Origin of the sequence: Streptomyces sp. NRRL S-244 (genome assembly GCF_000717915.1) — a bacterium.
Taxonomy (GTDB): domain Bacteria; phylum Actinomycetota; class Actinomycetes; order Streptomycetales; family Streptomycetaceae; genus Streptomyces.
The window spans coordinates 431,307-448,257 of the sequence record NZ_JOCX01000001.1; the positions used below are offsets into that span (position 1 = coordinate 431,307).

General features: G+C 71.3%; 15 protein-coding genes. 6 read left to right on the forward strand and 9 right to left on the reverse strand.

The annotated features are described in order from the left end of the window. Positions 1-88: 88 nt before the first annotated feature. The gene (locus IF02_RS0102025; RefSeq protein ID WP_030153271.1) at positions 89-628 is read right to left on the reverse strand and encodes an RNA 2'-phosphotransferase; all 540 of its coding nucleotides are present in this window, start codon (positions 626-628) and stop codon (positions 89-91) included. A 144-nt stretch (positions 629-772) separates the two neighbouring features. Here IF02_RS0102025 and IF02_RS0102030 point away from each other — a divergent pair, with 144 nt between their 5' ends. Beyond that, positions 773-1,561 (forward strand): aquaporin, encoded by a 789-nt coding sequence (locus tag IF02_RS0102030; RefSeq protein ID WP_078621803.1) that lies wholly within the window; start codon positions 773-775, stop codon positions 1,559-1,561. 138 nt (positions 1,562-1,699) lie between these two features. On the opposite strand, the gene IF02_RS0102035 is transcribed toward IF02_RS0102030, so the two are convergent. From IF02_RS0102035 to IF02_RS0102045, 3 genes are all read right to left on the reverse strand, one after another. Then, a complete protein-coding gene (locus IF02_RS0102035; RefSeq protein WP_030153274.1) occupies positions 1,700-2,614 on the reverse strand; it encodes a MerR family transcriptional regulator in 915 nt (304 codons plus the stop codon). Between the two features lie 165 nt (positions 2,615-2,779). Next, positions 2,780-4,561, reverse strand: a complete 1,782-nt coding sequence (locus IF02_RS0102040) for an SDR family oxidoreductase (RefSeq protein WP_030153276.1) — start codon at positions 4,559-4,561, stop codon at positions 2,780-2,782. 5 nt (positions 4,562-4,566) lie between these two features. Next, positions 4,567-5,424: a M24 family metallopeptidase gene (locus IF02_RS0102045; RefSeq protein ID WP_030153278.1), complete on the reverse strand. Its 858-nt coding sequence runs from the start codon at positions 5,422-5,424 to the stop codon at positions 4,567-4,569. Positions 5,425-5,687: 263 nt separating this feature from the next. On the opposite strand from IF02_RS0102045, the gene IF02_RS0102050 reads away from it, so the two are divergent. From IF02_RS0102050 to IF02_RS0102070, 5 genes are all read left to right on the forward strand, one after another. Continuing rightward, positions 5,688-6,671, forward strand: a complete 984-nt coding sequence (locus tag IF02_RS0102050) for an ABC transporter ATP-binding protein (RefSeq protein WP_078621804.1) — start codon at positions 5,688-5,690, stop codon at positions 6,669-6,671. Further along, on the forward strand, positions 6,661-7,548 hold the full coding sequence (locus IF02_RS0102055; RefSeq protein ID WP_030153282.1) for an ABC transporter permease subunit: 888 nt from the start codon (positions 6,661-6,663) through the stop codon (positions 7,546-7,548). The genes IF02_RS0102050 and IF02_RS0102055 overlap by 11 nt, the downstream gene beginning before the upstream one ends. Then, on the forward strand, positions 7,545-8,456 hold the full coding sequence (locus tag IF02_RS0102060) for an ABC transporter ATP-binding protein (RefSeq protein ID WP_030153284.1): 912 nt from the start codon (positions 7,545-7,547) through the stop codon (positions 8,454-8,456). The genes IF02_RS0102055 and IF02_RS0102060 overlap by 4 nt, the downstream gene beginning before the upstream one ends. A gap of 14 nt (positions 8,457-8,470) precedes the next feature. Next, positions 8,471-9,190, forward strand: coding sequence for an ABC transporter permease (locus tag IF02_RS0102065; protein WP_030153286.1), 720 nt, complete (start codon positions 8,471-8,473; stop codon positions 9,188-9,190). Between the two features lie 85 nt (positions 9,191-9,275). After that, complete coding sequence (locus IF02_RS0102070) at positions 9,276-9,944, forward strand: rhomboid-like protein (RefSeq protein WP_037835291.1); 669 nt, start codon at positions 9,276-9,278, stop codon at positions 9,942-9,944. A gap of 142 nt (positions 9,945-10,086) precedes the next feature. On the opposite strand, the gene IF02_RS0102075 is transcribed toward IF02_RS0102070, so the two are convergent. The 5 genes from IF02_RS0102075 to IF02_RS0102095 form a co-directional block, all read right to left on the reverse strand. Then, positions 10,087-10,899: an HAD family hydrolase gene (locus IF02_RS0102075; protein WP_030153290.1), complete on the reverse strand. Its 813-nt coding sequence runs from the start codon at positions 10,897-10,899 to the stop codon at positions 10,087-10,089. Continuing rightward, on the reverse strand, positions 10,896-12,173 hold the full coding sequence (gene serS, locus IF02_RS0102080) for a serine--tRNA ligase (protein WP_030153291.1): 1,278 nt from the start codon (positions 12,171-12,173) through the stop codon (positions 10,896-10,898). The genes IF02_RS0102075 and serS overlap by 4 nt, the downstream gene beginning before the upstream one ends. Before the next feature lie 527 nt (positions 12,174-12,700). Further along, a complete protein-coding gene (pheA, locus tag IF02_RS0102085; RefSeq protein WP_030153292.1) occupies positions 12,701-13,636 on the reverse strand; it encodes a prephenate dehydratase in 936 nt (311 codons plus the stop codon). A gap of 42 nt (positions 13,637-13,678) precedes the next feature. Beyond that, positions 13,679-14,962, reverse strand: a complete 1,284-nt coding sequence (efeB, locus tag IF02_RS0102090) for an iron uptake transporter deferrochelatase/peroxidase subunit (protein WP_106977193.1) — start codon at positions 14,960-14,962, stop codon at positions 13,679-13,681. After that, positions 14,959-16,941: a copper resistance CopC/CopD family protein gene (locus tag IF02_RS0102095; protein WP_030153294.1), complete on the reverse strand. Its 1,983-nt coding sequence runs from the start codon at positions 16,939-16,941 to the stop codon at positions 14,959-14,961. Before IF02_RS0102095 ends, efeB begins: the two co-directional genes overlap by 4 nt. Positions 16,942-16,951: the final 10 nt, after the last annotated feature.

Here is a 16,951-nt window from a genome sequence, read left to right on the forward strand (position 1 = left end):
TTCGGCGATCGCGAGGTACCCCCCTCACGGATCGGAATGAGGAACAGAGTAGGGGGATGATCTGACAATCTCGTCCTGAATTCCCGGGCTAGGAGAAGCGCAGGAACTGCGGCGGTACGGCGTCCGCCAGCCACACCCCGTTGGCGCTGACCCGGAAGACGTGCCCGGCCGCGCGCATCGCCCCCGCGTCCACGGCGAGCACGACCGGCCGGCCGCGCCGGGCGCCCACGCGGGTGGCGGTCTCCCGGTCGGGGGACAGGTGCACGTGGTGGCGGGCCATGGGGCGCAGGCCCTCGGCGCGGATCGCGTCCAGGGCGGCGGCCACGGTGCCGTGGTAGAGGTACGCGGGCGGTTCGGCCTCCGGCAGGTCCAGGTCCACGGGAACGGTGTGGCCCTGGTTGGCGCGGATGCGGGTGCCGTCGACGGCGAACCGCTGCTTGTCGTTGGCCGCGACGACGTGGTCGAGCTCGGCGCGGCTGATGGGGAAGCGGTGGGCGGCGGCCGCGCGGAGGAGATCGTCGATCTCCACCCAGCCCTGGGGGTCGAGCACCAGTCCGATGCGTTCCGGCTGATGCCGCAGATGTTTCGAGACGTATTTGGACACCTTCACGGTGCGTCTGTCGTCCATGAGCCCAGCTTGCCCGGTCGGGCAGGGGGCGGGCAGGGATTTATCGGCGCTCCGCCGGGCCGGGGCACCGTGGGACACCCTCTATCGCGTTTCCAAGATACGGAATACATTTTCCGCTGTACTGCTGCCCCAGGGGGAGAACCCATGACAATCCACGCTTCCCTGCCACGCCGTGCGGTCGCCGAGCTCGTCGGCACCGCCGGCCTCCTCGTGGTCGTGATCGGTTCCGGAATCCAAGCCGCCGACCTCAGCCGTGACACCGGTGTCGCCCTCGTCGCCAACTCGCTCGCCTCGGCCATCGGCCTCGGCCTGATCATCACCCTCTTCGGGCCGCTGTCCGGAGCCCACCTCAACCCGGTCGTCACCCTCACCTCCTGGTGGGCGCGCCGGACCGGCGGCGAGGGGCTCGGCGGCCGGGAGGCCCTCGTCTACGCCGCCGCCCAGACCGCCGGCGCCATCGGCGGGGCCGTCCTCGCCGAGGTGATGTTCGGCCGCACCCCCGGCACCTTCTCCACGCAGGTCCGCGGCGGCGGCCACCTGCTCGTCGGCGAGATCGTCGCCACCGCCGGGCTCGTCCTGGTCATCCAGGGCCTGGAGCGCATCGGGCGTCCGAAGCTGATCCCGGCCGCGGTCGCCGCGTACATCGCCTCCGCGATCTGGTTCACCTCCTCCGGCTCCTTCGCCAACCCGGCGGGCACCATCGGGCGCGCCTTCAGCGACTCCTTCACCGGGATCGCCCCGCAGTCGCTGCCCGGATTCGTCGCGGCCCAGGTGGTCGGCGGGGTGCTGGGCCTGGCCCTCGCCACACTCCTGTACGGGAGCATCCGGCGCGGTGCACAGGAGGCGCCGGCCGGCCCCGTCAGAGTCGCCGGCCGCACCAGCACCATCGGCAGCGCCAGCCCCGTGAACCCCGCGTACGAGACCATCGGTTGAGCTGCCCGCACGGGCTTCCACAGGGCCGTCCACAGAGTTGCCCACAGGCAACACCGACTTGTCCACAGCCGGTTGGGTCGGATTTGCGGGCAAACGAGTGATCCGCCCTGTGGACTACTGACCGAGTGCCTCCGGCCGTTACCCGCCGCCCCGGCGGGCCAGCTCGTTCATCGTCCGGGCCTGGAGCTCCCGCTCCGTCGCGGCCCGGACGAACTCCCCCACGTGCTCGGCGCCGACCAGTTCCTGCACCGCCCGTACGGTCTCCGCCGGCAGGGCCACCGGCGCGGGTCCCGAGGGCTGCGGGGCTCCCGCCGCCCCCAGGTGGCGCTGCAGATGCCGGGTGGCGAACAGCCGCATCGCCCGCGCCAGCTCGGCGTCCACCGTCTGCTGGGCCAGGGGCCGCAGCCTCCGTACCATCGTCGCCGCCTCCGCCGCGTCCGCGTCCGTCGGCGGGACCTCTCCGAGGTAGCGGGCGAAGACGTGCTCGGTGGTGAACTCCAGGAACCGCGAGGCGATGTGCTCCACCTGCCCGCGCAGCTCCCGCAGGTGCCCGGTGATCGCCGACAGCGGCACCCCGGCCGCGTACAGCTCGGCGGCCACCGTCAGCTCCTGCGGGGAGGGCACCAGGAACTCGTCCGGGCGCCCCGGGATCGCCTCCAGCACCCCCAGCTCGCACGCCTCGCCCACGGCGTCGTCGTCGGGACGGCCGCCGAACCGCTCGTTCAGCTCGGCACGGCTGATCCGGGCGGCCTCCTCGTCGGTCCACGGTCCGTGCACCTCGGCGACGAGCCCCAGCACCCCGCCGAGACCGCGCCCGGCGTCCCAGGCCTCCAGCAGCTCCTTGATGGAGGCCAGGGTGTAGCCGCGGTCCAGCAGATCGGCGATCTGGCGCAGCCGCGCCAGATGCGTGTCCCGGTAGACGTTGGAGCGGCCGCGCCGCTCCGGCCTCGGCAGCAGCCCACGGTCCTGGTACGCCCTGATCGTGCGCACCGTCGCCCCGCTGTGGTGCGCGAGATCCTCGATCCGGTACTCGGCCACCGCCTGTTCTGACAATCCCGGCTCCCTACGACATGGCGGCTCGGCCGCCCGCGGCCGCCGCGGCCCGTGCGGCAGGCGAAGCCGCAAGGTACTCGACCGCCCTGCGCAGCGAGCCCTCCTGCGAGGGATGGTACGACCGCCGGAAGGAGCGGGATATGGCCGTGCGGGGCTCTGTCGCGCTCACAGCCGGGGCTCCAGTTTCGCGAGCCGCCGCAGGGCGCCCGGCGCGAACCGGGACATCCACAGGGCGCCCTTGGACTCCGGGGTCACCGGCACCACGGCCTCGTTGCGCACCACGGCCCGCAGGATCGCCTCGGCGACCTTCTCCGGCGGGAAGTTGCGCAGTCCGTACAGCCGCGAGGAGCGCTCCTGGCGGCGCTTCTCCTCCGCCGCGTCCACCCCGGCGAAGCGCGAGGTGGCGGTGATGTTGGTGTTGACGATGCCGGGGCAGATCGCGGAGACCCCGATCGACTGCGAGGCGAGTTCGGCGCGCAGGCACTCGCTCAGCATCAGGACCGCGGCCTTCGAGGTGCTGTACGCGGGCAGGGTCCTCGACGGCAGATAGGCGGCGGCGGAGGCGGTGTTGACGATGTGCCCGCCCTGGCCGCGCTCGGCCATCTGCCTGCCGAAGATCCGGCAGCCGTGGATGACACCCCACAGGTTGACGTCGAGGACCTTCTTCCAGTCCTCCGAGGTGGTCTCCAGGAAGGGCCCGGACAGGCCGATACCGGCGTTGTTGACCAGGACGTCCACGACGCCGTACTCGGCGGCGGTCTTCGCCGCGAGCTTCTCCATCGCCTGCTCGTCGCTGACGTCGACGCACTCGCCCCAGGCCTCGGGGGCCCCGACGAGCCGGGCCATGTCGGCCGTGCGGGCCGCGCCCTCCGCGTCCCGGTCCACGCACACCACCCGGGCCCCGGCCTCGGCGAACGCGAACGCGGTGGCCCGGCCGATGCCGCTGGCGGCGCCGGTGACCAGCACCAGCTGGCCGCCGAACCGGTCGGCGTACCGGCCCGGAGCCTTCTGCTCCGGCGCCCGGGTGGCGGGCTCCTCCCGGGCGGTGACGAACTCCGTGATCCACGCGGCCAGCTGGTCCGGCCGGGTCCGCGGCACCCAGTGCTTGGCGGGCAGGGTGCGCCGCACCAGGTCGGGGGCCCACAGCTCCAGGTCGTCGTAGAGCCGCTCGGAGAGGAAGGCGTCCCCGGTCGGGGTGATCAGCTGGACGGGTACGTGCGCGTAGGCGTCGGGGCGCGGCCGGCGCAGCCGGGGCCGTACGTTGTCGCGGTAGAGCCAGGCTCCGTGCGCGGCGTCCGAGGGCAGCGAGGCCGTCGGGTAGGAACCGGCCGGGACCTTCTCCACGCGCTCCAGCATCCGCGGCCACCGCTTGCCGAGCGGCCCGCGCCAGGCGAGCTCCGGCAGTACGGGGGTGTGCAGCATGTACACGTACCAGGACTTGGCGCCCTGGCCGAGGAGCTGCGTGGCCCGGCGCGGGGTGGGCCGGGTCATCCGCTTCTTGATCCAGTGCCCGAAGTGGTCCAGGGAGGGGCCCGACACCGAGGTGAAGGAGGCGATCCGGCCCTCCGTACGGGCGACCGTCGCGAACTCCCAGCCCTGTACGGAACCCCAGTCGTGGCCGACCAGGTGCACCGGGCGGTCCGGGCTGACCGCGTCCGCCACCGCGAGGAAGTCGTCGGTCAGCTTCTCCAGGGTGAAGCCGCCGCGCAGGGGCACCGGAGCCGTGGAGCGTCCGTGGCCGCGTACGTCGTAGAGCACCACGTGGAAGCGGGCCGCCAGCCGCTCCGCGACCTCCGACCAGACCTCCTTGCTGTCCGGGTACCCGTGCACGAGCACCACGGTCGGCCGGTCCGCCTCGCCGAGCTCGACGACGCACAGCTCGATGCCGCCGGTGCTCACCCGGCGCTCGCGCGCCCCCGCGAGCCCCGACCCCTTGATCCCGCTCATGCCGCTCATGCTGCCTTCTCCTCGGCCCAGCGCCGCACGTGCGGCAGATCGTCGTCCAGCCAGAACGCGCTCTCCCCGGGATCCCGCGAGTCGGTGACGACCAGGATCTCCTCGAACTTCGCGCCGGTGCCCCGGAACCCCAGGTGCGGTTCCACCGCCCACAGCCCGGGCTGCGGAGGATGGTCGGAGAAGCGGTACGGGCTCCACAGCGGGGACCAGCCCTCGCGGTGTCCGTGCAGGGCGTCGGAGGCCAGCCCCTTGAGGGACTGCGTCCCGAACCCGAAGGCGGTCGGGGACCAGCGCCGCTCCTTGACCCGGTCTATCTTGTGGGCGATCACGCCGAAGGGGTAGGCGCGGTGCCGGTTCGCATACCCCTGGCGGATCATCAGCCGCTCGACGTTCTCGTAGATCTCGCGCAGCGGGCGGCGCTCGCGGACCTGCTCCAGGATCAGCTCGCGGTGCACCCGCAGATCGGACATGAGCCGGTCCTGTACGGGGTTCAGCCCGAGGCTGCCCGAGTAGCCGATGTCGGCCGCGTACCCCTTGTACACGGGCGCCATGTCGAGGATGAACGGCATCCCCGGCTCCAGCTTCCGGTTCGTCGGGAAGAACTGGAGCGGGATCTTGAAGTTCGCGAAGGCGGTGCGGTCCCCGAACCACGCGAACGGCAGGTGGAACCAGTCCCGCACCCCGCGCTCGCGCAGCCATTCGCGCTGCATCCGCGCCGCCTCGCGCTCGGTCACCCCCGGCCGCAGCTGCGCCGCGACGGTCTCCGCGCACTCGTACGAGAGGCGCTGCACTTCCCTGAACCCGCGCAGGTCCGACGAGAGTTGCGCGGTGCGTTGCCTGGTGTCCGCAGCCATGACAGCCGTCCGTCCGTAGAGCCGTACGCGCTACGCGCCCGTAACTTGACACTGATGAATGTGACAATGACCGGAGATCACGTCAAGGGTCGTGCACGGACCTGTGGACAACTTGTCCGATCCACCGCGTACGGTCCGCTTCGTCGGGCCTCTTTGACCGGTCCGCATCAGCCTTTCGTCAGGGCGTGTAGTCCTGAAGGCGGAGACGGGATGACGCTCCAGGTCTGACGATCGGCGAGGTCCGCGCCACTAACGTCGAAGCCGTGACTGTCATCGCGACCGAAAGCCTGAGCAAGCGGTACCCCCGAGTGACCGCAATCGACCGGCTCTCCCTGGACATCGGGCCCGGAGTGACCGGCCTCGTGGGTGCCAATGGAGCCGGCAAGTCCACGCTGATCAAGATCCTGCTTGGACTGTCCCCCGCCACCGAGGGCCGCGCCGCCGTGCTCGGACTCGATGTCGCCACCCATGGCAGCGCCATCCGCGAACGCGTCGGCTACATGCCCGAGCACGACTGCCTGCCGCCCGACGTCTCGGCCACCGAGTTCGTCGTCCACATGGCGCGCATGTCCGGACTCCCGCCGACCGCCGCCCGCGAGCGGACCGCCGACACCCTGCGCCACGTGGGCCTGTACGAGGAGCGCTACCGCCCCATCGGCGGCTACTCCACGGGCATGAAGCAGCGGGTCAAGCTGGCCCAGGCGCTCGTCCACGACCCCCAGCTGGTCCTGCTCGACGAGCCCACCAACGGCCTCGACCCCGTCGGCCGCGACGAGATGCTCGGCCTGATCCGCCGCGTCTACACCGACTTCGGCATCTCCGTCCTGGTCACCTCCCACCTCCTCGGCGAGCTGGAGCGGACCTGCGACCACGTCGTGGTCGTCGACGGCGGCAAGCTGCTGCGCTCCAGCTCCACCAGCGACTTCACGCAGATCACCACGACCCTCGCGGTCGAGGTCACCGACACCGACACCCACCCGGACGGCACCGCCGCCCTGCGCAAGGCGCTCGCCGACGCGGGCCTGACCCTGCACGCGGGTGAGGAGCAGGGCCTGCCCGGAGCCGGCCACATCCTGCTGCTGGAAGCCACCGGCGAGGAGACCTACGACATCGTGCGCGACACCGTCACCGACCTCGGCCTCGGCCTGGTCCGCATGGAGCAGCGCCGCCACCACATCGCGGAGGTCTTCCGCGACAACGACCAGCAGCAGCTCGTCCGGAAGGGAGCCGGTTCCGATGGCGCCTGACACCTCGACCCAGATCCACAACATCGGCTACCGGTCCTACGAGGGAGCCCGGCTCGGCCGCGCCTACGCCCGCACGTCGCTGTTCTCGCAGTCCCTGCGCGGCGCCTACGGACTCGGCCGGTCCGCCAAGTCCAAGGTCCTCCCGATGCTCCTCTTCGCGGTGATGTGCGTCCCCGCGCTGATCATCGTCGCGGTCGCCATCGCGGTGCCCGGCTCCACCAGCCTGCCGATCAAGTACACGACGTACGCCCTGACCACCCAGGTGATCATCGGCCTCTACCTCGCCTCGCAGGCACCGCAGTCGGTCTCCCGGGACCTGCGCTTCAAGACCGTGCCGCTCTACTTCTCGCGGCCCATCGAGCGCGTCGACTACGTCCTCGCCAAGTTCGCGGCGATGGCCTCGGCGCTGTTCGTCCTCACCGCCACCCCGCTGCTGATCATGTGGATCGGCGCGCTGCTGGCCAAATTCGACTTCGCGGACCAGACCAAGGGGTTCGCCCAGGGACTGGTCTCCGTGCTGCTGCTCTCGGTGCTGTTCGCCGGCCTCGGCCTGATCATGGCCGCGCTCACCCCGCGCCGCGGCTTCGGCGTCGCCGCCATCATCGCCCTGCTCCTGATCCCCTACGGCGCGGTGACCGCCGTCCAGGGCATCGCGTACAACACCGGTTCGTCCGGTGCCATCGAGTGGATGGGCCTGTTCTCCCCGATCACCCTGATCGACGGCGTGCAGACGGCCTTCCTCGGCGCCACCTCCGCGTTCCCCGGCGGAGAAGGCCCCTCGGCCGGCGTCGGCTTCGTCTACCTGCTCGTCGTCCTCGCCCTCATCGCCGGCTCCTACGCCGCCCTGATGGCCCGCTACCGGAAGGCCGGGCTGTGACCACCATCGACATCGACCACACTTCCCGCTGGTTCGGGAACGTCGTCGCCGTCAACGACGTGACCATGCACATCGGCCCCGGCGTCACCGGACTCCTGGGACCCAACGGCGCCGGGAAGTCCACCCTCATCAACATGATGGGCGGCTTCCTCGCCCCCTCCACGGGCACCGTCACCCTCGACGGCGCGCCGATCTGGCAGAACGAGCAGGTCTACAAGCAGATCGGCGTCGTGCCCGAGCGCGAGGCCATGTACGACTTCCTCACCGGCCGGGAGTTCGTCGTCGCCAACGCCGAGCTCCACGGCCTCGACGACGCGGCCGCCCAGCGGGCGCTCGCCACCGTCGAGATGGAGTACGCCCAGGACCGCAAGATCTCCACGTACTCCAAGGGCATGCGGCAGCGCGTGAAGATGGCCTCGGCCCTCGTCCACGACCCGTCCGTGCTCCTCCTCGACGAGCCCTTCAACGGCATGGACCCGCGCCAGCGCATGCAGCTCATGGAGCTGCTGCGGCGCATGGGCGACGACGGCCGCACCGTGCTCTTCTCCTCCCACATCCTGGAGGAGGTCGAACAGCTCGCCTCCCACATCGAGGTGGTCGTCGCCGGACGGCACGCCGCCTCCGGCGACTTCCGCAAGATCCGCCGCCTGATGACGGACCGCCCGCACCGCTACGTGGTCCGCTCCTCCGACGACCGGGCCCTCGCCGCGGCCCTGATCGCCGACCCCTCCACCGCGGGCATCGAGGTCGACCTCAAGGAAGGCGCCCTGCGCATCCAGGCCGTCGACTTCGGCCGCTTCACCGAGCTGTTGCCGCGGGTCGCCCGTGCGCACGGCATCCGGCTGCTGACGGTCTCGCCCTCCGACGAGTCCCTCGAGTCGGTCTTCTCCTACCTCGTCGCGGCCTGAAGGAGCTGGCAACCATGTACAACCCCACCGTCGCCCGGCTCACCTACCGCGCGCTGCTCGGCCGCCGCCGCGCTCTGATCCTCTGCGGGCTGCCCGTCCTGCTGATCGTCATCTCCATCGCCGTCCGTGCCTTCACCGGCCTGGACGACAAGGTCGCCGCCGACCTGCTGGGCGGCTTCGCCCTCGCCACCATGGTTCCGCTGATCGGCGTCATCGCCGGCACCGGCGCCATCGGCCCCGAGATCGACGACGGCTCGATCGTCTACCTGCTCTCCAAGCCGGTGAAGCGCCCGACGATCATCATGACCAAGCTGATCGTCGCGATCGGCGTCACGATGGCCTTCTCCGCCGTCCCGACCCTGATCGCCGGGTTCATCCTCAACGGCAACGGCCAGCAGATCGCCGTCGCATACACCGTCGCGGCCCTCGTCGCCTCGATCGCCTACAGCGCCCTGTTCCTGCTGCTGGGCACCGTCAGCCGGCACGCGGTCGTCTTCGGCCTGGTCTACGCCCTGATCTGGGAGTCGCTCTTCGGCAGCCTGGTCTCCGGCGCGAAGACCCTCAGCGTCCAGCAGTGGGCCCTGGCCCTCGCCGAGAAGGTCGCCGGCGAAGGCTACGTCGACGCCACCGTCGGCCTGCCCACCGCGGTGATCCTGCTCTGCGCGGTCACCGTGGGCGCCACCGTCTACGCCGGCCAGAAGCTGCGCCGCCTCACCCTGGCGGGCGAGGAGTAGGCCTCCGCCGTACCGGCTTCACGCCCGGTGCCCCGCCCGGCCCACAGGCCGGGCGGGGCACCGCCGTACGGGGCAAAATCAGGGCATGGTCGAGCACCCCGAGCCCGAGCCGTCCAGGCCCGTACGGTCCTGGATACGCTCCTCGCCGGGTACGCACATATGGCTGCTGCTCCTCGCCGTCACGAGCGTCATCGTCGTGATCGCGCCCGACCACCTCGAGCACGTCCTGCTCCACCGTCACAGCAGCAACATCCACGAACTCACCCGGCACCCCGTGCGGGCCCTGCTCTCCAGCGCCTTCTGGATCGAGGACCCGGCCTCGCTCGCCCTGTACGCCGTCCTCTTCGAGCTCTTCCACGCGCCCGTGGAACGCTGGCTCGGCACCCTGCGCTGGCTCGCCATCGTCGCGACCGCCCACATCACGGCCACCCTGGTCAGCCAGAAGGTGGTCCTGATGGCCATTCAGGACCACCGGGCCCCGCACAGCATGGTCCACGTCGTCGACGTCGGCGTCAGCTACGGCCTCGCGGCCTCCGTCGGGGTCCTCACGTACCGGCTCCCGAACCCGCTGCGCTGGCTCTACCTCGCCGGTGTCGTGGCCTTCTTCGGGCTGCCGCTCCTGACCGGCGGCACCTTCACCGACCTCGGGCACGCCATCGCGCTCTCCGTCGGCCTGCTCGCCTGGCCGCTCACCCGCAACCCGCACCCCAGGCATGTTTCACGTGAAACAAAGCACCGGGCCGACCACGGCTGACCCGCGGAAATTGACTGGTACGGGACCTGCGCCCCGGGCAGAGTGAGTCCTGCGGGGAGCAACAAAAAGGTCCGGAGCAGCCACTTCGAGCGCGCCTCACGGCGCGGGCTGTTCCGGACCTTTCCCGTTCCCGGGCGGACCGTCAGGCGGCGCCCAGCAGTCGCTCCAGCACCACCGCGATGCCGTCCTCCTCGTTGGAGGCCGTCACCTCGTCGGCCACCGCCGTGAGCTCGGCGTGGGCGTTGGCCATGGCCACCCCGTGCGCCGCCCAGCCGAACATCGGGATGTCATTGGGCATGTCGCCGAAGGCGATCGTCTCCGCCGCCTTCACACCCAGCCGGCGCGCGGCCAGCGACAGGCCGGTGGCCTTCGTCAGCCCCAGCGGCAGGATCTCCACTATCCCCGGACCGGCCATGACGATGTCGACCAGGGAGCCCACGACCTCCCGGGCCGTCTTGACCAGCGCGTCGTCGCCGAGCTCCGGGTGCTGGATGTACAGCTTGTTCAGCGGAGCAGTCCACACCTCCGCGGTGTCCGCCAGGTAGAGGGCCGGCAGGCCCTCCTGTACCTGGTAGCCGGGGCCGAACAGCACGTCGCCGTCCACCCCGTCCCGACTGGCTGCGAGCGCCAGCGGACCCACCTCGGCCTCCAGCTTCGACAGCGCCAGACCGGCCAGCTGCCGGTCCAGCGTCACCGAGGTCAGCAGCCGGTGCGCCCCCGCGTCGTAGAGCTGCGCGCCCTGCCCGCACACCGCGAGCCCCTCGTAGCCGAGATCGTCCAGTATCCCGCGGGTCCAGGGCACGGCCCGGCCGGTGACGATGATGTGCGCCGCGCCCGCCGCGGTTGCGGCGGCGAGCGCTTCACGGGTGCGTTCCGAGACGGTGTCGTCGCCACGCAGCAGCGTGCCGTCGAGATCGGTCGCGACGAGCTTGTACGGGAACGGGGCCGGGCTCACTTGGCGATCGGCTCCAGGACCTCGCGGCCGCCCAGGTACGGGCGGAGCGCCACCGGCACGTGCACGGAACCGTCGGCCTGCTGGTGGTTCTCCAGGATCGCCACGATCGTGCGCGGTACGGCGCACAGCGTGCCGTTCAGCGTCGAGAGCGGCGCGGTCTTCTTGCCGTCGCGGTAGCGGATCGACAGGCGGCGGGCCTGGAAGCCGTTGCAGTTCGAGGCCGAGGTCAGCTCGCGGTACTTGCCCTGCGTCGGGATCCACGCCTCGCAGTCGAACTTGCGCGAGGCGGAGGCGCCCAGGTCACCGGTGGCGACGTCGATCACCTGGAAGGGCAGCTCCAGGCTGGTCAGCCACTGCTTCTCCCACTCCAGGAGGCGCTGGTGCTCGGCCTCGGCGTCTTCCGGCGCGACGTACGAGAACATCTCGACCTTGTCGAACTGGTGGACGCGGAAGATGCCGCGGGTGTCCTTGCCGTACGTACCGGCCTCGCGGCGGAAGCACGGCGAGAAGCCGGCGTACCGCAGCGGCAGCTTGTCGGCGTCGATGATCTCGTCCATGTGGTACGCGGCGAGCGGGACCTCGGAGGTGCCGACCAGGTAGTAGTCGTCCTTCTCCAGGTGGTACACGTTCTCCGCGGCCTGGCCGAGGAAGCCGGTGCCCTCCATGGCGCGCGGGCGGACCAGCGCCGGCGTGAGCATGGGGATGAAGCCGGCCTCGGTGGCCTGGGCGATCGCCGCGTTGACCAGGGCGAGCTCCAGCAGGGCGCCGACACCGGTCAGGTAGTAGAAGCGCGAGCCCGACACCTTGGCGCCGCGCTCGACGTCGATGGCGCCCAGCGACTCGCCGAGTTCCAGGTGGTCCTTGGGCTCGAAGCCCTCGGCGCCGAAGTCGCGGATCGTGCCGTGCGTCTCGAGGACGGTGAAGTCCTCCTCGCCGCCGACCGGGACGTCCTCGTGGACGATGTTGCCCAGCTGGAGCAGCAGTCGCTTGGCGGCCTCGTCGGCCTCGTTCTGCTCGGCCTCGGCGGCCTTGACGTCCGTCTTGAGCTGCTCGGCCTTCTTCAGCAGCTCTGCCCGCTCCTCCGGGGAGGCCTTGGGGATGAGCTTGCCGAGCGACTTCTGCTCATTGCGCAGTTCGTCGAAGCGCATGCCGGAGGACCTGCGGCGCTCGTCGGCGGAGAGCAGTGCGTCGACGAGGTCGACGTCCTCTCCACGGGCGCGCTGCGAGGCGCGGACACGGTCAGGGTCTTCACGGAGCAGCCGGAGGTCAATCACCCCTCCAGGCTACCGGGCTGGGCTTCCTGGGCTCACACCGATATCACGCTGCGTGTCGCTATGTCCCAATTGTGGAGAATGGAAAACCCGGAACCCGCTGGCCGGAAGTGACCCTTCCGGGGTGGTCAATAAAAGCGGCCCATTCCCTGAAAAGGGGCACAAGCGCGGTATCCGGGCAGCCTCTGAGCAGGGAGGGAAGGCCTCCCTTGTCCACAGGAATTGTCCACTGCGGGGACTTGTCCACAGGCTGTGCGCCGGATCTGTGGACACGGAAATAGATCAATCCCCACCCGTGGCCCCTCGGGGCGATTCAGGGTTCAAACCACCCTCACACACTCATTCGGGTGGGAATGGCTCGCTCCAAAGAGTTGATCGGCGATGCGGGGGTGACGCTGTTCACCTTCCGCTCCCCAGCGCGAAACCTGGGTCCCCCGACCGATTTGTCGACCTTGTCGCGTCGCGATGTCGACTAGTCCACAGGTCCCCATCTCTGCCTGTGGATAACTCTGTGGACAGTGGAGGAAGAGCTACGCCCGGCCGTCGAGGCAGCGCGTCAGCCAGTCGGAAGCGGCCATGAAGTCACCGTCGGAGGTTCCGGGCCGCGGAGCGCGCACGTCACCCTGAGCGACACCGGCGCGCGGATAGGAGCCGAGGAAGCGGACCTGGGGGCAGGTGCGCTTGAGCCCCATGAGTGCCTCGCTGACCCGGCGGTCGGAGATGTGGCCCTCGGCGTCGACCGCGAAGCAGTAGTTGCCGATGCCCTCACCCGTCGGCCGGGACTGGATCAGCATCAGGTTGACCCCGCGGACGGCGAACTCCTGGAGGAGCTCCAGGAGCGCACCGGGGTGGTCGTCGCCGAGCCACAGCACGACGGAGGTCTTGTCGGCGCCGGTCGGTGCGGCCGGCCGGGCGGGCCGACCGACGAGCACGAACCGGGTCTCGGCGTTCTCCGCGTCGTGGATCTCGGTGACCAGCGGGACGAGTCCGTACGTGGCGGCCGCGAACTCGCCCGCGAAGGCGGCGTCGAAACGGCCTTCCTGGACCAGCCGGGCCCCGTCGGCGTTGGAGGCGGCCGACTCCCATACCGCGTCGGGCAGGTTCGCCCGCAGCCAGTTGCGCACCTGGGGCTGGGCGACCGGGTGCCCGGTGACGGTCTTGACGTCCGACAGCTTGGTCCCGGGCCGCACCAGCAGTGCGAACGCGATGGGCAGCAGCACCTCGCGGTAGATCATCAGCGGTTCGCCGGAGGCCAGCTCGTCCAGGGTGGAGGTGACCCCGCCCTCCACCGAGTTCTCGATCGGCACCAGGGCGGCCGCGGCCTCCCCGTTGCGTACGGCGTCCAAGGCGGCCGGGACCGACACCATCGGGACGAGCTCCCGGGTCGCGGCTTCCGGCAGTGTGCGGAGGGCGGCTTCGGTGAAGGTGCCCTCGGGACCGAGATAGGTGAAGCGGGTGGCCGACATGTGATCAGCCTAATGCCGGGTCCCCGACCACCGGGTTGCTGTTCATCCTTCGAGCAGCCGCTGCCCCACGTACTCCCCGTCGCGGGGGCCGGGCGGGACCGCGTACAGCCCGCTGGACTCGTGCCGGATGAACGCCGACAGGGCGTCGCCGCGGTCCAGCTTGCGCTGGACGGGGACGAAGCCGCGCAGCGGATCGGCCTGCCAGCAGATGAAGAGGAGCCCCGCGTCCGGGGTGCCGTCGGCGGCGATCCCGTCGTGGAAGGAGAACGGGCGCCGGAGCATGGCGGCCCCGCCGTTCTGTTCGGGGGCGGAGATCCGGGCGTGCGCGTTGGACGGGATGACGGGCTTGCCGTCGGGGCCGATCTTGTCGAGGGCCATCTTGGTGGTCTCGGTGCCGCCGGTGAGGGGAGCTCCGGTGGCCTTCGTACGGCCTATGACCTGCTCCTGCTGGGCCAGGGACTGCTTGTCCCAGTCGTCGAGGAGCATCCGGATGCGCCGTACGACGGCGTACGAGCCCCCGCCCATCCAGGCGTGCTCGGCGGGCCCGGGGCCGACGGCGGGGACGAAGATCCGCTTGTCGAAGTCGGGCTGCGCGGGCTTCGGGTTGCCGGTGCCGTCGACCTGGCCCATGAGGTTGCGGGCGGTCATCGGTGCGGCGGTGGCGCCGGGGGACCGGTTGAAACCGTTCATCTGCCAGCGGACCCGGGCGGCCTCACCGGCCTCCTTCTGGAGGGCGCGCAGGGCGTGGAAGGCGACGAGCCCGTCGTCGGCGCCGATCTGGACCCACAGGTCGCCGTTGCTGCGCTGGGCGTCGAGCCGGTCGGCGGAGAAGTCGGGCAGCGGGTCGAGGGCGCTGGGGCGGCGGTCGGCGAGCCCGGTGCGCTCGAAGAAGGAGTGGCCGAAGCCGAAGGTGATGGTGAGGGAGGACGGCCCGGCGTCGAGGGCGATACCGGAGTCCTCGCCCGAGGCGGGCTCGCCCGCCATCAGCAGGCGGGCGGTGTCGGACCAGCGCCGCATCAGGGCGGCGGCCTCCTTACGGCCGGCCCCGGGGGCCAGGTCGAAGGCGAGGACATGGCCCTTGGCCTGCAGCGGGGTGGTGATGCCGGCCTGGTGCTCGCCGTGGAAGGCGACGTGGGCTGCGCCGAGGGAGGCGAGGCTCCCGCCGGCCCCGGAGGCGCCGGCGGGGGAGTCGTCGAATGCGGAGTGCACGAGGGCGCCGCCGGTGGCGCCCAGCGCCAGCCCTGCGGCGCCCGCGGCGCCGACGGTGCCCAGCAGCCGGCGCCGGGAGATCTCGATGTCGGGGTTGCTCTCGGTCACGCTGGTCAGCCGATCTTCACGTTCTTCTGCACGGTCGTCTGGTCGATGTCGGAGGTACGGACGGTCACGTCGATCCGCCACTCCCCGGCCAGCGGCAGCTGGACGCCGGACGCGCTCCAGTGTCCGGGGGCCGCGCGCTCCGGGAGGAGCGGCAGGGGACCGATGTCCTTGGCGGGGAGGGTGAAGGCGACCTTGATCTCGGGGATGTCGAGAGGCTGCCCCTCGGGGTCGTCGACCCAGACGTGGAGGGAGTTGGCGCCGACCCGTCCCGGGTCGAACTCGACCCGGACCGATCCCTTGCCGTTCTGGCCGCCGGTGTCGAACGGCAGGGTGATCTTGATGGCGCGGTTGGGGACGGCGGTGGACGCGGAGTCCCGCCCGCTCGCCTGCTCGGCGGTCCGGCCGGGTTCGGTGCTGGTGAGGACGGTGGTCACGGCGAGCAGGGCGATGGCGACCCCGGCCTCGGCGAGGACGGAGCGCCGCAGCCCCGCCCGGGCCGGATCGGCGTCTCGGACCTGCTTCTCGCGGGCGCTCTCCCGGGCGGCTCGCTGCCGGGCGAGCTGGGCGGCCCGCTTGGGGTCCTCGGGGACGGTGACGGAGGCCGGCGATGTTTCACGTGAAACATCGCGTTGCCGGGCGATCTTGGCCGGCTTCCCGGCAGGGGCGTCGGTGAGCCGCGCGGTCCACGAGCGGGAGACGTAGGCGACGGCGACGAGGACGGCGACGAGCCCGACCTTCAGCAGCAGGAGCTGTCCGTAGCTGGTACCGGTCAGGGCCGACCAGCTGCCGACCTGGCGCCAGGACTGGTAGACGCCGGTGACGGCGAGGACCAGGACGCTGACGAAAGCCACCCGCGAGAACCGCTGGACCGCGTCGCGCTCGATCCCGGGGACCTTGTGGAGGGCGACGAGCAGCGCGGTGAGTCCGCCGAGCCAGGCGGCGACGGCCAGCAGGTGCAGGATGTCGGCGGGCATGGCGATACCGGGCTGGATGCCGGTCGAGGCGTGCTCGGACAGGGCCCAGGTGGCGGCGATGCCGCCGGCCACGACGGTTCCGCCGATGCCGAGGCCGAAGAGGAGGTCATTGGCCTCCTTGTCCGCCCCCGGCTCCTTGACCGCCCCGCGGTCCTTCTCCTTGCCCTTGCGCTTGTCCGTTTCCCCGCTCTCGGCGGTCTTGCGGGCATAGGCGCCGAACAGCACGGCGATGAACAGTGCGGCGGCGCCGAGGAGCAGCAGCCGGGAGACGAGGGAGGCGCCGGTCTTGGTCTCCAGGACCGCCTTCAGACCGCCGAGGTCCAGCGCGTCGGCGAACTTCCCCGACCCCGTGTACGGGGTGCGGAGCACCAGCATCACGAGAGTGGCGGCGGTCAGCGTGACCCACGCGCGCACGATGAGCTTCTGCAGCGGGCGCTGCGCAGCGCCGCGCCGCCAGCACAGCAGGATGAAGGCCGCGCCGCCGACGAGGACGGTGAAACCGGCGTAGGCGGCGTAGCGCGCGATGTCGTACGCGATGCCGACCGGTCCGCCGCCCGCCTGCGCGGTGGGCAGGGCCACGCTGGTCGCCGAGGGGGCGCCGATGGAGAAGGTGAAGGCGCCGGAGACGGGGTGGCTGTCGGCGGAGACGGCCTGCCAGGCGACCGTGTAGGTGCCGTCCGGCAGCCCGGAGTGCAGCGCGGTGCCGTAGCGGATGGTGGTTCCGCTGCACATGTCGCGCAGTTCGCCGGTGTCCACCCGCCGGCCCTGCGGGTCCATGACGCGGATGGAGTCGTCGCCCATGGCGACCTGCTCCGAGAAGGAGAGGGTGACCTGGGCGGGGGCCGTGGCGACCACCGCCCCGTCCTTGGGGTCGCTCGCGGTGAGTGCGGCGTGTGCCGAGGCCGGGCCGGCCGCGGTGAACAGGGCCGCCAACAGGGCTGCGAGGACCAGCGCGAGCCGCGGCAGGAGTACCGGGGCCCGGACGCGGGCCGGGGAGGGGGCGATGGCCGTCATGGCGTGTCAG